Genomic DNA, 13,757 nt, shown 5'->3' with positions numbered 1-13,757 from the left:
AACCCCGGGTAACCGGGGTTATTTTTTTAGCGGGCCACCCGCAGGCCGTGCTCAATGCCCCGGCTAAACACCACCTGCCATAGCTGTATATCCCGCGCGCGGAACGCGCCAGCGCAGGCATTCAGGTAATAGCTAAACATTCGTTTGAATCGTTCCGAATAGTTGTCGGCAATTTCAGGCCACGCGGCCTGGAAACGCTCGTGCCACGCCATCAGGGTTGTATCGTAATCTGCGCCAAAGTTATGCCAGTCTTCCACGATGAAATGCGGTTCGCTGGCGTTCGCTATCTGGCGTACGGAGGGTAAACAGCCGTTCGGGAAGATGTATTTATTGATCCAGGGATCCACATTGTTGTCGGTTCGCTTAGAGCCGATGGTATGTAACAGGAAAATACCGTCAGGCTTCAGGTTACGGTCGGCCACGTCAAAATAGGTTTTGTAGTTTTTCGGACCCACGTGCTCAAACATGCCAACGGAAACGATGCGGTCAAACTGCTCGTTCAGGTCACGGTAATCCTGAAGCCGAATATCAACATCCAGGCCCAGGCAGCGCTCCTGCGCCATTTTCTGCTGTTCGGCCGAAATCGTGACGCCCACCACGCTGACGCCGTAATGCGTCGCCATAAACCAGGCGAGGCCGCCCCAGCCGCAGCCAATGTCCAGCACCCGCATGCCGGGCTGCAGCTGCAGTTTGTCGCAGATCAGCTGTAGTTTATCCTGCTGCGCCTGTTCCAGCGACGTTGCTTTTTTCCAGTATCCGCAGGAGTACTGCATTAACGGGTCGAGCATCCGGCTGAACAGATCGTTACCCAGGTCGTAATGCTCTTTGCCGACGATCCACGCCCGCTTTTTACTTTGCAGATTGAACAGGCGAGCGGAGGCGATACGCAGCGTATCTTTGAAGTGACGAGGGAGCTGATTTTCAAGACCGGCGCGTAATACGCTGGAGAAGAACATATCCAGCCGTTCACACTCCCACCAGCCGTCCATATAGCTTTCGCCCAGCCCTAACGATCCCTCCTGTAAAACGCGTTTAAAAAAATCGGGATGTTTAACCTGGGGATCGGAGGGGGATGAGCCATTAATCGTAATGCCCGCACGTCCCAACAGTTCACTGACGATCCGGGACCAGTTATCGTCCGGAACGCTGACTTCTTCTATACACGATGAACTCATAGCTTCTCCATCACCTTGCTGTGATCAGAACCTTAAAACAGCGTAGACGCTTTTTTTGGTTTGTGAGAAATCTCACGGTAAATGCCCGCGAGGCTAATATCCGACGTAGAACAGAGGAAGGGAGATTTCCCTTGCCGAAAAGCCGTCCATGGTAAAACGGGAGCGCTCCGGCTCCCGTTAACACTTAATATTTATCGTATTTAATCGAACCAAATTTAGTATAGGCCTCTAAATTTGGTGATTCAACAGAAAATTGTTAGCAACCTAATCACTGGTTTTTAACATAATTTCCTGCGCAATCAGGCGTGCGACGTTTCTCTACGCGCGTCTTCATTCTGCTCACGATGCGCTGATGACTGCATGCGATAGCCCAAACCTGCCAGCGCAACGGTGGCCAGCATGACGCTGGTGGTCGTGAGCAGCGGTGTTGCAATCAGCGCGGAGACCACCAGGCTTGCCAGGAAGCACAGACCCAGCTGCAGGGTGTTTTGCAGCGCGGCAGCGCGGCCCGTCGCCTGCGGGAACGGGCGCAGTGCCTGAGCCACAACGATAGGGTAGATGGCACCGTTTGCGATCGCCATGACGCAGAACGGAATCAAAATTTCAGCAAGCCCGGCACCCGGAATAAAGCCAACGGCCCAGGTCGCGATCACGCTTAACGCGTAGAGCACCAGCAGCCAGGGCAGCATCTGCTGGCCTTCCCATTTTTGCAGCGCGGCGCGACAGCCGTAGCCGCCCACCAGGAAGGCGATGGTCTGCGGAACGTAGCTCAGGCCGATAGCCGCCGGGCTGTAGCCCATGTCATGCAGAATAAACGGCGAACCGGTCAGCCATGCGAAGAAGCTGGCGGAGCAGGCGGCGTAAATCAGCACGTTGCCGCGATAGGCCTTAGCCCGCAGTAAGGAGGTGAAGGTGACCGGCTTCGCGTCCGGATGCGCCTCTTTTTTATGCGCAGGCTTAAGCGCAAACGCGGGCAGCATCAGCACCAGCGTGATGGCGAACAGCGTGGCGAAAATGGCCTGCCAGTCGAAGTGTGCCAGGATCCAGCTGCCCAGCAGCGGGGCGAGCGCCGGCGACAGGCCAACCAGCGGCATAATGGTGGCGAAAATACGGTTAGTGCGCGAGGCCGGATAATAGTCGGTAACCAGCGCCTGCCACGTGACCGCTGCGGCGCAGACCCCGACTGCCTGAATGAAGCGCAGCGCCAGTAGCCAGGCGGCATCGCGAACCCACAGCATGCCCAGACAGCCAACGGCAAAAATCGCCAGCCCCAGCAACAGAACGGGCTTGCGGCCAAAACGATCCGACAGCGGTCCCCAGAGCAGCTGCGCAAAAGCAAAGCCTGCGAGGAACAGGCTCAGGCTGGCGCTGATGGCGGCGGCAGGGGTTTGCAAATCTTCCTGCATCGCGGCGAACGCGGGCAGATACATGTCGGTTGCCAGAAAGCCCAGCACGCTTAAGCCGCCGAGCCAGACTAAAAATCCTTTCCTGGGTTGCACTATTTATTCTCCTGAGGAGGCAGGTGTACGTTGCCGCAGAGTGTAGGGAGTGCAAAGCGGCTTGTGAAACGCTAATATTTGGCGAGTGCATTCAAAAATTTTGCAGGCAGAAAATGTGGTCAGATTATTCCCTTGAAGTGGTCGATGCCGTGGCCCGTAACGGCAGTTTTACCGGTGCCGCGCAGGAGTTGCACCGCGTTCCCTCGGCAATCAGCTATACGGTGCGTCAGCTGGAAGAGTGGCTCGCGGTCCCGCTGTTCGAGCGGCGCCATCGCGACGTGGAACTGACGCCCGCCGGGGCGTGGTTTTTGAAAGAAGGGCGGTCTGTTATCAAAAAAATGCAGATCACCCGCGAGCAGTGCCAGCAGATCGCTAACGGCTGGCGCGGACACCTTTCCATTGCGGTGGATAACATCGTTAAGCCGGAGCGTACCCGGCAGATGATCGTCGATTTTTATCGCCATTTTTCCGACGTTGAGCTGCGCGTTTCGCAGGAAGTGTTCAACGGGGTCTGGGATGCGCTGGCGGACGGCCGGGCAGAGATGGCGATTGGCGCCACGCAGGCCATCCCGGTTGGCGGACGCTACGCGTTTCGCGACATGGGCATGCTGAGCTGGACCTGCGTCGTGGCGCGGGATCACCCGCTGGCGGCGATGGAGGGGCCGCTGAGTGACGACACGTTACGCAACTGGCCGTCGCTGGTGCTGGAGGATACCTCCCGTTCGCTGCCCAAGCGCATTACCTGGCTGCTGGACAATCAGCGCCGGGTAGTCGCGCCGGACTGGGAGTCGTCAGCCACCTGCCTGAGCGCGGGGCTGTGCGTTGGGATGGTGCCGGTACACGTTGCGCGTCCGCGCATCGACACGGGGGAGTGGGTGGCCCTGACGCTGGAAAATCCCTTCCCGGACGCAGCCTGCTGTCTGACCTGGCAGCAAAGCGACGTATCGCCCGCGATGGCCTGGCTGCTGGACTATCTGGGAGACAGCGAAACGCTGAACCGGGAGTGGTTACGGGGACCAGCGTAGCTGGCCCCGTGAAATGATTAACGACGGTAGTCGCGGAACGGGCCGTCCGCAACGGAGCGGCGTTCAATCAGGCGCGGGTGGACTTCAATGGACTGGGACTGTTCACGCTTGTTGACGATCCTGTCCATCAGCATATTGAAGGCCGTTTCACCCAGCGAGTCTTTAGGCTGGTGAATGGTGGTCAGCGCCGGGGTGAAGAAGCGGGCGTTGCGCACGTTATCATAGCCGATCACCGAAATGTCCTGCGGCACGCGCAGGCCCAGCTCGTCCGCCGCACAGAGCGCGCCCATCGCCATGATGTCGCCGCCGCAGAACACCGCGGTAGGGCGATGCTGCTGGGAAACGATCTGCTGCATGGCGCGGTAGCCGGACTCCGGCTCGAAGTCGCCCTGCACGATCCAGTTTTCCGGCACGACGATCATCGCTTCTTCCATCGCCTTCATAAAACCGGCCAGGCGGCCAGCGCCGGTGTTGCGCTCCAGCGGGCCCGGGATCACGCCAATTTCGCGGTGACCGCGTTCCACCAGGTAACGACCCGCCATGTAACCGCCTTCGAAGGCGTTATCAATCACCGAATCGGTGAAATCGGCGCGCGCTTCGCCCCAGTCCATCACCACCATCGGAATGTGGCGATACTCTTCCAGCATGGAAAGGACCGACTCAGGGTATTCAGAACACATTACCAGCAGGCCGTCCACGCGCTTTTGCGCCATCATCGACAGGTAAGCGCGCTGTTTCTCAATGTTGTTCCACGCGTTGCCCAAAATCAGGGTGTAGCCTTTCTGGAAGCAGTTTTTCTCAACGGCTTCGATGATTTCAGCAAAGTAGGCCGCTTCACTGCTGGTCGCCAGCAGGCCAATCGATTTGGTGTGATTAACCTTCAGGCTGCGCGCAACGGCACTCGGCGAGTAGTGCAGTTCTTTGATCGCTGCCCACACGGCATTACGCGTCTCTTCTGCGACGAAACGCGTTTTGTTAATAACATGTGATACGGTTGTAGTGGAAACGTTTGCGCGTTTTGCTACGTCTTTAATTGTTGCCATTAAATGTCACTCCAGACCATATCCTAAGCTCCTGAAAAACTTGAAGGTAAACGTTTGCCTTCTCTCACCCTTATTACGCAATCTTGAGTTGCGACACGCCGGGAAAACGACACAGGACGTCAGGAGGGGGTCAATGGCCGGTACGCTAATAAATTTAGCGTGGAATTTTGTCCTATCTTGATGAAAAGGGGAAGAGGTAAAGTGGATATCCGCTTAAATCCTGGAAGATTTTTGACCTGAACTGTGTAAAAATGAGCAGGCTCACTTTTCGTAGGGTGAATAAAAGGAGAAAAATTGATGAGTACCGATCTTAAGTTTTCGCTGTTTACCACCATTGTTGTTCTTGCTCTTATCGTTGCGGGTGGTTTAACCGCTGCGCTGCACTGATTCAGACGGGGGAGAGCTTTCTCCCTCGCTTGCTGCAATTGTTACCCCTCCGGCAAAAATCTTTTGCCAAAATGTTAACTTCTCATTTTTTGTGATTGATGTCATGCTTTTGACTTCTTAATTCTGTGTCGCGTTATGGCACGGTTTCCGGAGTTCATTCATGAAAATCAATTTTCCACTGCTGGCCCTGGCGATTGGCGCTTTTGGGATTGGCACCACTGAGTTTTCCCCAATGGGGTTATTGCCTGTTATAGCCCGGGGCGTGGACGTCTCAATCCCTGCGGCCGGTATGTTAATCAGCGCCTACGCGGTTGGCGTGATGGTAGGGGCGCCGCTGATGACGCTGCTGCTTTCGCACCGCGCGCGCCGCAATGCGCTGATTTTCCTGATGGCGATTTTCACCCTGGGGAACGTGCTTTCCGCGATTTCACCGGATTACACCACCCTGATGCTCTCACGCATTTTGACCAGCCTTAACCACGGCGCGTTCTTCGGGCTGGGCTCGGTTGTGGCCGCCAGCGTGGTGCCAAAACATAAGCAGGCCAGCGCGGTGGCCACTATGTTTATGGGGCTGACCATCGCCAATATCGGCGGCGTGCCCGCAGCCACCTGGCTGGGTGAGACGATCGGCTGGCGTATGTCTTTCCTCGCAACCGCGGCGCTCGGCGTAATTGCGATGGTGGCGCTGTTCTTCTCTCTGCCGAAAGGGAGCGCCGGTGAGCGTCCGGAAGTGCGTAAAGAGCTGGCGGTGCTGATGCGTCCCCAGGTGCTTTCCGCGCTGCTCACCACGGTGCTGGGAGCAGGGGCGATGTTTACGCTCTACACCTATATCTCCCCGGTGCTGCACGATATCACCCACGCGACGCCGGTATTTATTACCGCGATGCTGGTGCTGATTGGCGTGGGCTTCTCCATCGGTAACTATCTTGGCGGGAAGCTGGCGGACCGCTCCGTCAGCGGGACGCTGAAGGGTTTCTTAACCCTGCTGATTGCGATCATGATTGCGATCCCGTGGCTGGCGCGTAACGAAGTGGGGGCAGCGATTGCCATGGTGGTGTGGGGCGCAGCGACTTTTGCCGTGGTACCGCCGCTGCAGATGCGCGTGATGCGCGTTGCGCACGAAGCGCCAGGGCTCTCTTCTTCGGTCAATATCGGTGCGTTTAACCTCGGCAATGCGCTGGGCGCGGCCGCCGGCGGGGCGGTCATTTCGGGGGGGGGCTGGGCTACAGCTTCGTTCCGGTGATGGGCGCAATCATTGCCGCACTCGGCCTGCTGCTGGTGCTGATGTCCGGTCGCAAACAGCCTGAAGCGGCGTGCACCGCTGAATAAACAAAAACGCAGAAGGGTCGCCCCTTCTGCGTGTCTCTTACGCGGCGAAGTTCTTCGCAACAAACTCCCAGTTAACCAGTGCCCAGAAGTGCTCCAGGTAGTTAGGACGCGCGTTACGGTAATCGATGTAGTAAGCGTGTTCCCACACGTCCACGGTCATCAGCGGCGTTGCGCTGGTGGTCAGCGGGGTGCCTGCATTTGAGGTGGAAACGATAGCCAGTTTTCCATCGGCCTCCTTCACCAGCCAGGTCCAGCCGGAGCCGAAGTTTTTAACCGCGGCGTCGGTAAACTTCGCCTTGAACTCGGCGAAGCTGCCGAATGCGGCGTTAATGGCTTCGGCCAGCTCGCCGGCAGGCTCTCCGCCAGCATTGGGTGCCAGGCAGTGCCAGTAGAACGTATGGTTCCACACCTGAGCGGCGTTGTTGAATACGCCACCGTCTGAGCTGCGCACGATCTCTTCCAGCGTTTTGCCTTCAAAATCGGTGCCCTTGATCAGGTTATTCAGGTTGGTGACATAGGTCTGGTGATGTTTGCCGTAATGATATTCCAGGGTTTCCGCAGAAATGTGCGGGGCCAGGGCGTCTTTTGCATACGGTAGTGCAGGTAATTCGAACGACATTGCTTCTCTCCTTATAGTTTTATACGTTGCCAATAACCCTACAGACAACATGGACAGAATAGCAAATTGAAAGGGTATGCAAAAGAGGAACTTACCCTGCCACGGATGCGGCAGGGCAGGGTTTAGCGGATGGTTTTCGGCGTCATGACGCGTCGCGCGCCCACGTAGTGGCGCACCCAGTAATCTTCGCTGAGAGAGGTGATCTGAATGTCCCGGCCGCTGCGCGGTGACTGAATGAACTTACCGTTACCCACGTACACGCCAACGTGGTCAGCCGTGCCGCGTCCCTGGGTGCGGAAGAACACCAGGTCGCCGTTTTGCAGTTCGCCACGGTTAACCGGGGCGGCGTCGCGCAGATGGTACATTTCGTTTGCGGTGCGCGGAATGCGGAATTTCACCAGATCCTTATAGGCATAATAAACCAGCCCGCTACAGTCAAAACCGGTGCGCGGGGAGCTGCCGCCCCAGCGGTGCGGTTTACCAATTTGCCCCATCAGCTTATTCATCGCCGTTTTTTGCGCCTTCTGCATGCGAACCTTATGCGCGTCGGCCAGCTTCGTCACTTTTGTGCATTTAGTTTTATGGCCTTTGCGCACGATGCATTTTTCGGCAGCGGATCTGGCGGCAGTGCGGGTGGTGTTGCGCGTGCTGGAGCGGAGCGTTTTTGATGTGGTGGAGGCGGTCTTCTTCGTTTTCGCGGTGGATTTCTTTTTAACGGTTTTGCCGGTGGTTTTTTTCTTTTTTTCTGCGTTTTTTGCCAGATGCGTTTTTTGTACGGCAGAGTGTCGCGCCTGTTCAGAGGCGTTCGCCGCTGGCGCAAATGAGAGTGTGGTAAACAGTAAAGCACAGAGCGTCATCGAGATTTTCGTTATCCGCGCCACTGGGCAGTCCCCTGATGAATGCAGGCTATCAATAATACCCGCGTATGATTTACAAAACGTGTCGATTCTAATCCAAAAAATCAGAATAAGTTAATAGCATTTTTCATTCTCAAAAGCTGTTTCGTTAGCAAGTGCAAAAAAATTCATCGTTCTGTAGCAGAATTGTTCGCTCCCTGAGCAAATCCGCGCTGCGGGCAGCGATAAACGACATTAGCAATGCATCTTTACGCGATAGCAGATAAAATAATGAGACGTGACAAAAATGTTATTTTCCGATGTCGGCCTGACCCGCTACAATGTCAGACTGATGCCGTAACAGAAGTTAAAGGAAGCAAGACATGAGCACCACTATTGAAAAAATTCAGCGCCAGATCGCTGAAAACCCAATTCTCCTGTACATGAAAGGTTCTCCGAAGCTGCCAAGCTGCGGCTTCTCCGCACAAGCGGTTCAGGCGCTGTCTGCCTGTGGTGAGCGTTTTGCTTACGTTGATATCCTGCAAAACCCGGACATTCGCGCTGAGCTGCCAAAATACGCAAACTGGCCGACCTTCCCACAGCTGTGGGTTGACGGTGAACTGGTTGGCGGATGCGACATCCTGATTGAAATGTATCAGCGCGGCGAACTGCAGCAGCTGATCAAAGAGACCGCGGCGAAGTATAAAACCGAAGAGCCGGACGCAGAATAAGTTTTCTGCGCGGACAAAAAAGCGACCTCAGTAGGTCGCTTTTTTTATGCCTGCTCTTCGCTGTCGCCCATCGGCAGGGGCCAGCCGCCCAGACGCTTCCAGCGGTTGACGATCTCGCAGAACAGCTCCGCCGTACGCTCGGTGTCGTATAACGCGGAATGCGCCTGGGTGCCGTCAAACGCAATACCCGCCGTGATGCAGGCTTTGGACAGCACGGTTTGGCCCAGCGCCAGGCCGCTCAGCGCGGCGGTGTCGAACGTGACGAACGGATGGAATGGGTTACGCTTCAGCGAGGCGCGTTCCGCAGCCGCCATCGTGAAGCTGTGATCGAACGTGGCGTTGTGGGCGACCATAATGGCGCGGCTACAGTCACTCTCTTTCATGCCCTTGCGCACCATTTTGAAAATGGCGTGAAGCGCCTCGTATTCACTTACCGCCCCGCGCAGCGGGTTTGTCGGATCGATACCGTTAAAGGCCAGCGCCTCCGGCTGTAGGTTTGCCCCTTCAAAGGGTTCAACGTGGAAGTGCAGCGTGGCGTCCGGTACAAGCCAGCCCTGTTCATCCATCTTCAGCGTGATGGCGGCAATCTCAAGCAGCGCATCGGTTTTAGCGTTAAATCCGGCTGTTTCAACATCAATGACAACGGGATAAAAACCACGAAAACGGTCGCACAGACCGGTAAATTGAGCATTATCGGACATCAGGGTCTCTTACAAGGGGAAAAAAGCAGTGCGTATTATGGCAAATTTTGAGAGGCGATGCAGCAAAACAACGGGCGCATAGTGCGCCCTGCGGGATCAGTTGCCCAGACCACGACCAGCGTCTTTGGCTTCGATCAGTTCGATTTTGTAACCGTCCGGATCTTCAACAAAGGCAATCACGGTGGTGCCGCCTTTAACCGGGCCCGCTTCACGGGTGACGTTACCGCCGCTGCTGCGGATGCGTTCGCAGGCTTCGGCCGCGTTATCCACTTCCAGCGCAATATGGCCGTAAGCCGTACCCAGCTCGTAGCTGTCTACGCCCCAGTTGTACGTCAGCTCAATGACGGCTTCATCAGACTCCGGACCGTAACCCACGAACGCCAGGGAGTATTTATATTCCGGGTTTTCGCTGGTGCGCAGCAGCTTCATGCCCAGAACGTTAGTGTAAAAATCGATGGAACGTTGCAGGTCGCCAACGCGCAGCATGGTGTGAAGTAGGCGCATAATTTCCTCAGTTTGGATTATCTTTTTGAACAGAAACGATGTTTTAGTATAGCGGCGAAATGTCGCCGCTATCAATGTGCAATGCGGGATTAGAGAGAAGGGTAGTCGGTGTAGCCTTCCGCGCCGCCGCCGTAGAAACTTTCAGGGCGCTGCGGGTTCAGCTCCGCTTTCTTCTGCAAACGGGCAACCAGATCCGGGTTAGCAATGTAATCGCGGCCAAAGGCTACGGCATCGATCAGACCCTTGCCGATCAGATCTTCAGCTTTCTCCGCCGTGTAGGCACCCGCGCCGATAATCACGCCGTGGAAGCGCTCGCGCACCTTCTGGCGGAAGGCTTCGCTGTAGGGCTTGCCGCCAGCCCAGTCCGGCTCGGACATGTGCAGGTAAGCAATGCCGCGTTTTGCCAGCTCTTCAATCAGGTAAAGCGCGTCCGCTTCTTCATTCGGGCCGTTGTCGACGTTCTGGAACGTGCCGATCGGCGAGACGCGAATACCAATGCGGTCTGCGCTCCACTCGTTGCAGACAGCATCCACCACTTCAAGCACCAGGCGCGCGCGGTTTTCTACGCTGCCGCCGTACTGGTCGGTACGCTGGTTAGACGATGGTGAGAGGAACTGGTGCAGCAGGTAACCGTGCGCGGAGTGCAGCTCAACCAGATCGAAACCGGCTTCACGGGCATTGGCCACGGCCTGACGGAAATCGTTCACGATGCCCGGGATCTCGTCCAGCTCCAGCGCGCGCGGGGTGGTGGTATCGACGCGGATCGCATTCCCGTTTTCATCGCGCAGGGAGGTACGGGTATTCGCGTTCAGGGCAGAGGCAGAAACCGGAGCCTGGCCGCCGGGCTGGATGCTGCTGTGCGAGATACGGCCAGTGTGCCACAGCTGTACCGCAATACGGCCCTCTTCAGCATGTACGCCCGCGGTGATCTTTTTCCACGCGGCAATTTGTTCCGGGCTGTGCAGGCCCGGCGCGCCGGCATAGCCTTTTGCCTGGGCAGAAATCTGCGTGGCTTCAGAGATGATCAGGCCTGAGCTGGCGCGCTGACGATAATATTCACCCATCAACGGTGTTGGGATATCGCCCGGCTCGATGCTGCGCAGGCGGGTGAGCGGGGCCATAAACACGCGGTTTGGGGCGGTAACGGCACCGACTTTCAGTGGGGTAAATAACTTTTCAGCGGACATAACGGCTCCTGAGTAGACCAGTCGACTAGTAAAAGGATAAATAAAAATGCCGGCTACGCGCCGGACGCGGTAATACAGCTTTTCACATGTGCCAGCGCGCTTTCGAGCGGCACGGCGCTGCGAGAAATCTTGGCCTGCAGGTTAGCGCCTAACCAGAGTGAGTAGAGCACCTGCGCCTGCGTTAACGGATCGCCGAGGAAGGCGAGGGTTTGTTCATCGCGCCCCTTCTCCAGCGCCTGCGCCAGCAGGGCGATAACGCCGCTGGCCCCTTTATCCATGGCCGTGCGCATATCTTCGGAAAGATCGCACACTTCGGCAGACAGTTTTACCGTCAGGCAGCCGCTGATGATGCCCTGCTGACAGAACTGCGTCAGCGTCTCCTGATAGTAGTTCAGAACCCGATCCCGGTAGTTACCTTCACCGCTGGCGAAGTGCGTTGCCAGGCGCTGATGGTAGCTGGCATAGTGCCGCTCCAGCATGGCCACGCCGAACGCCTCTTTGGATCGGAAGTAGTGATAAAACGATCCCTTAGGGACTTCCGCGGTTTTTAACAACTCGCTCAGCCCCATACCGGTAAATCCGCGATGCATGCAAAGGCGCTCGCCGGTAGCCAGTAAATGTTCGCGGGTATCGTGTTCTGTATGTCTGCTCATGACTTCACTCTAATAGACCGTTCGGTCTAATGCAAGGCAGCATCGCGACGGCACTGCGACAAAATATCCAGCTGCGGTTGATAAACCGTTGATTTAACATTCATCATCCCCAGAACGGTGGCGAACAAATTGTCCTGTGAAACCGCATCTTTTGCAGCATGGTCACGCAGGCAGTCCGTGTTGACACCGAAGTTTTTCACGTAATCCGCAGAGAGCCAGAACATAAACGGAATATGCGTTTGCTGCTCCGGCGCCAGCATATACGGCGTGCCGTGCAGATAAATTCCGCGTTCGCCCAGCGACTCACCGTGATCGGAAAGGTAAATCAGCGCCGTGTTCATGGTGGCCTGTCGGGCTTTCAGCGCGTCGATAGTCCTGCTGACCACGCTGTCGGTATACAGAATTGAGTTGTCGTAGGTGTTAATCAACGCCTGATGTTCGCAGTTCTGAATTTCATTGGTGTCGCAGGTCGGGGTAAACCTGCGGAAACTGTCCGGATAACGGTTGTAATAGGCCGGGCCGTGGCTTCCCATCAGGTGGATCACCAGTACCGTGTCCTGCTTCAGACCATCCAGCACCTTGTCCAGGCGGTAGAGGTTTACGTCGTCGATACAGACTTTGTCCTTGCAGTACGAGTCCAGATTCCACTGGGTCATGTCCGTATGCGGCACGCGGTCGCAGGCACCTTTACATCCGCCGTCGTTGTCGCGCCACAGCAGGTTGAACCCGGCGTGGTTAAGCACGTCAAGCAGGCCTTCCTGATGTTGCGCCAGGTCCGCATCGTATTTTTTCCGCGTCATACCGGAGAACATGCAGGGAACGGAAACGGCGGTTTCCGTGCCGCAGGAGGAGGCTTGCGGGAAGTTGATGACGTCCTGCTTTTTAAGCTCCGGGTTGGTTTCACGGTGGTAACCATTCAGCGAGTAGTTTTCGGCGCGGGAGGCTTCGCCCACCACGAGAACCAGCACGGTTTTCTTTTGCTGGCCTGAAATCAGCGCGCCCTTACGGGCATCCTGGCCAATGCGGACCAGCGTCCGATCGCCTGCGAACCAGCGCATTTTACCGTACTTGACCACGGCGCTTACGTAGTTCGCCGGGGTAACCATTTTGACGATGCTTTTATTATTGCGGAACAGCGAAGCGTAATCTTTATAAAATACCGCCGCGACCAGGATAATGGCCAGCAGCGCGCCGAGCAGGGTGGCAAGCCGCATCAGCAGGGCGTACCACCATTTTCCGCTTCGAATGCGCGTCAGGGCTAAGATGATGGACGGAACCAGGCCCGCCAGCACAAGCCACACGATCATCTGCGGCGTCACCAGGGCGGTGGCCTCCTGAGAGTTAGTTTCGAAGACGTTCACCATCATGTTCCGATCGATAACCGCGCCATAGGTATACATAAAATAGGTCGCGGCGGCGCATCCCATGGTCAGGACAATCATCAGCGGCTTGCGAATAAAGGGTATATTCAGCACGCTAAAGACGATTACCCAGCCGCAGAACAGCACCAGCGGTACGCTGGCGGCAAACAGCAGGTCGTGCAGGCGCGCTGGCGCAATTATTGCCCAGCTGCGCTGTATAAACAGCGCGTTAAACGCGGTGAAGAACAGCGCGCAGCCCAGGGTGAAAACCGTTTCGTTACAGCGTAACTTCTTAGTGAACCACATGATGAACAGACCATTCGTTATATCAGTGCGGCGAGTATAAGAGGGGAAGATTAGCGAAACCTTAACGTCATATTTGTGGCTGCCGCCCCTTGCGTGCGGGTCGTTTAGGGTCTTCACTGTAGGAAATAGTGACGCTGTGGAGGTAGAAGTGGCAGAGCAACTGGAATTTTTCCCCGTCCAGAGCCCGTGCCGGGGGATTTGCCAGGTTGATGAACGAGGTTACTGCCGCGGGTGCATGCGCACGCGGGATGAGCGTTTTAACTGGCAAAAATTCAGCGACGCGCAAAAGCAGGAGGTGATACGCCTCTGTCGGCAGCGACTGCTGCGCAAAATTCGCGCAAACAAAGCGGTTGAAACCGAAGAACCTCAGCAACCTTCACTGTTTTAGCAAGGTAATTGCG

14 protein-coding genes and 1 pseudogene are annotated in these 13,757 nt (G+C 56.3%); 5 read left to right on the top strand and 10 right to left on the bottom strand.

Features of this window, described 5'->3' with window-relative positions:
- Nucleotides 1-26: 26 nt before the first annotated feature.
- A complete protein-coding gene (cfa, locus tag HWQ14_RS17890; RefSeq protein WP_176610522.1) occupies nucleotides 27-1,175 on the bottom strand; it encodes a cyclopropane fatty acyl phospholipid synthase in 1,149 nt (382 codons plus the stop codon).
- A 299-nt stretch (nucleotides 1,176-1,474) separates the two neighbouring features.
- Nucleotides 1,475-2,674, bottom strand: a complete 1,200-nt coding sequence (gene punC, locus HWQ14_RS17885; protein WP_176610521.1) for a purine nucleoside transporter PunC — start codon at nucleotides 2,672-2,674, stop codon at nucleotides 1,475-1,477.
- 113 nt (nucleotides 2,675-2,787) lie between these two features.
- Here punC and punR point away from each other — a divergent pair, with 113 nt between their 5' ends.
- Nucleotides 2,788-3,699, top strand: coding sequence for a DNA-binding transcriptional activator PunR (gene punR, locus HWQ14_RS17880; protein ID WP_176610520.1), 912 nt, complete (start codon nucleotides 2,788-2,790; stop codon nucleotides 3,697-3,699).
- Between the two features lie 17 nt (nucleotides 3,700-3,716).
- On the opposite strand, the gene purR is transcribed toward punR, so the two are convergent.
- Nucleotides 3,717-4,742 (bottom strand): HTH-type transcriptional repressor PurR, encoded by a 1,026-nt coding sequence (purR, locus tag HWQ14_RS17875; RefSeq protein WP_148418933.1) that lies wholly within the window; start codon nucleotides 4,740-4,742, stop codon nucleotides 3,717-3,719.
- A 297-nt stretch (nucleotides 4,743-5,039) separates the two neighbouring features.
- Here purR and HWQ14_RS17870 point away from each other — a divergent pair, with 297 nt between their 5' ends.
- Together HWQ14_RS17870 and HWQ14_RS17865 are read left to right on the top strand one after the other, a co-directional pair.
- The gene (locus HWQ14_RS17870; RefSeq protein ID WP_003857632.1) at nucleotides 5,040-5,129 is read left to right on the top strand and encodes a YnhF family membrane protein; all 90 of its coding nucleotides are present in this window, start codon (nucleotides 5,040-5,042) and stop codon (nucleotides 5,127-5,129) included.
- A 160-nt stretch (nucleotides 5,130-5,289) separates the two neighbouring features.
- Nucleotides 5,290-6,458: pseudogene (locus tag HWQ14_RS17865) on the top strand (MFS transporter).
- 37 nt (nucleotides 6,459-6,495) lie between these two features.
- On the opposite strand, the gene sodB reads toward HWQ14_RS17865, so the two are convergent.
- Both sodB and HWQ14_RS17855 read right to left on the bottom strand, forming a co-directional pair.
- Nucleotides 6,496-7,077: a superoxide dismutase [Fe] gene (sodB, locus tag HWQ14_RS17860; RefSeq protein ID WP_148418929.1), complete on the bottom strand. Its 582-nt coding sequence runs from the start codon at nucleotides 7,075-7,077 to the stop codon at nucleotides 6,496-6,498.
- Nucleotides 7,078-7,199: 122 nt separating this feature from the next.
- Complete coding sequence (locus HWQ14_RS17855) at nucleotides 7,200-7,958, bottom strand: C40 family peptidase (RefSeq protein ID WP_176610519.1); 759 nt, start codon at nucleotides 7,956-7,958, stop codon at nucleotides 7,200-7,202.
- A 338-nt stretch (nucleotides 7,959-8,296) separates the two neighbouring features.
- Between HWQ14_RS17855 and grxD the strand changes: the two genes are divergently transcribed.
- The gene (gene grxD / locus HWQ14_RS17850) at nucleotides 8,297-8,644 is read left to right on the top strand and encodes a monothiol glutaredoxin 4 (RefSeq protein WP_003832760.1); all 348 of its coding nucleotides are present in this window, start codon (nucleotides 8,297-8,299) and stop codon (nucleotides 8,642-8,644) included.
- Nucleotides 8,645-8,688: 44 nt separating this feature from the next.
- Here grxD and rnt read toward each other — a convergent pair whose 3' ends face one another.
- The 5 genes from rnt to eptA all read right to left on the bottom strand — a co-directional run bounded on the left by rnt (nucleotide 8,689) and on the right by eptA (nucleotide 13,356).
- Nucleotides 8,689-9,345, bottom strand: a complete 657-nt coding sequence (rnt, locus tag HWQ14_RS17845; protein ID WP_176610518.1) for a ribonuclease T — start codon at nucleotides 9,343-9,345, stop codon at nucleotides 8,689-8,691.
- Between the two features lie 96 nt (nucleotides 9,346-9,441).
- Nucleotides 9,442-9,849, bottom strand: coding sequence for a lactoylglutathione lyase (gene gloA / locus HWQ14_RS17840; protein ID WP_148418923.1), 408 nt, complete (start codon nucleotides 9,847-9,849; stop codon nucleotides 9,442-9,444).
- 89 nt (nucleotides 9,850-9,938) lie between these two features.
- Nucleotides 9,939-11,036, bottom strand: a complete 1,098-nt coding sequence (locus HWQ14_RS17835; protein WP_148418922.1) for an alkene reductase — start codon at nucleotides 11,034-11,036, stop codon at nucleotides 9,939-9,941.
- Nucleotides 11,037-11,089: 53 nt separating this feature from the next.
- Nucleotides 11,090-11,689 carry a TetR/AcrR family transcriptional regulator gene (locus HWQ14_RS17830; protein ID WP_176610517.1) on the bottom strand — a complete coding sequence of 200 codons (600 nt, stop codon included), beginning with the start codon at nucleotides 11,687-11,689 and terminating at the stop codon, nucleotides 11,090-11,092.
- A 26-nt stretch (nucleotides 11,690-11,715) separates the two neighbouring features.
- Nucleotides 11,716-13,356: a phosphoethanolamine transferase EptA gene (gene eptA / locus HWQ14_RS17825; protein ID WP_176610516.1), complete on the bottom strand. Its 1,641-nt coding sequence runs from the start codon at nucleotides 13,354-13,356 to the stop codon at nucleotides 11,716-11,718.
- Between the two features lie 148 nt (nucleotides 13,357-13,504).
- Between eptA and HWQ14_RS17820 the strand changes: the two genes are divergently transcribed.
- The gene (locus HWQ14_RS17820; protein WP_148418916.1) at nucleotides 13,505-13,744 is read left to right on the top strand and encodes a DUF1289 domain-containing protein; all 240 of its coding nucleotides are present in this window, start codon (nucleotides 13,505-13,507) and stop codon (nucleotides 13,742-13,744) included.
- The last annotated feature ends 13 nt before the right edge of the window (nucleotides 13,745-13,757 follow it).

This window comes from Enterobacter cloacae (assembly GCF_013375935.1).
Taxonomy (GTDB): Bacteria; Pseudomonadota; Gammaproteobacteria; order Enterobacterales; family Enterobacteriaceae; genus Enterobacter; species Enterobacter pasteurii.
This window is presented reverse-complemented; position numbering and strand designations above follow the sequence as displayed.

What these genes read in the sequence shown, in the direction of transcription:
- cfa (WP_176610522.1), bottom strand. Translation starts at nt 1,175, where the DNA reads ATGAGTTCATCGTGTATAGAAGAAGTCAGCGTTCCGGACGATAACTGG.
- punR (WP_176610520.1), top strand. Translation starts at nt 2,788, where the DNA reads ATGTGGTCAGATTATTCCCTTGAAGTGGTCGATGCCGTGGCCCGTAAC.
- purR (WP_148418933.1), bottom strand. Translation starts at nt 4,742, where the DNA reads ATGGCAACAATTAAAGACGTAGCAAAACGCGCAAACGTTTCCACTACA.
- HWQ14_RS17870 (WP_003857632.1), top strand. Translation starts at nt 5,040, where the DNA reads ATGAGTACCGATCTTAAGTTTTCGCTGTTTACCACCATTGTTGTTCTT.
- sodB (WP_148418929.1), bottom strand. Translation starts at nt 7,077, where the DNA reads ATGTCGTTCGAATTACCTGCACTACCGTATGCAAAAGACGCCCTGGCC.
- grxD (WP_003832760.1), top strand. Translation starts at nt 8,297, where the DNA reads ATGAGCACCACTATTGAAAAAATTCAGCGCCAGATCGCTGAAAACCCA.
- rnt (WP_176610518.1), bottom strand. Translation starts at nt 9,345, where the DNA reads ATGTCCGATAATGCTCAATTTACCGGTCTGTGCGACCGTTTTCGTGGT.
- gloA (WP_148418923.1), bottom strand. Translation starts at nt 9,849, where the DNA reads ATGCGCCTACTTCACACCATGCTGCGCGTTGGCGACCTGCAACGTTCC.
- HWQ14_RS17835 (WP_148418922.1), bottom strand. Translation starts at nt 11,036, where the DNA reads ATGTCCGCTGAAAAGTTATTTACCCCACTGAAAGTCGGTGCCGTTACC.
- HWQ14_RS17830 (WP_176610517.1), bottom strand. Translation starts at nt 11,689, where the DNA reads ATGAGCAGACATACAGAACACGATACCCGCGAACATTTACTGGCTACC.
- eptA (WP_176610516.1), bottom strand. Translation starts at nt 13,356, where the DNA reads ATGTGGTTCACTAAGAAGTTACGCTGTAACGAAACGGTTTTCACCCTG.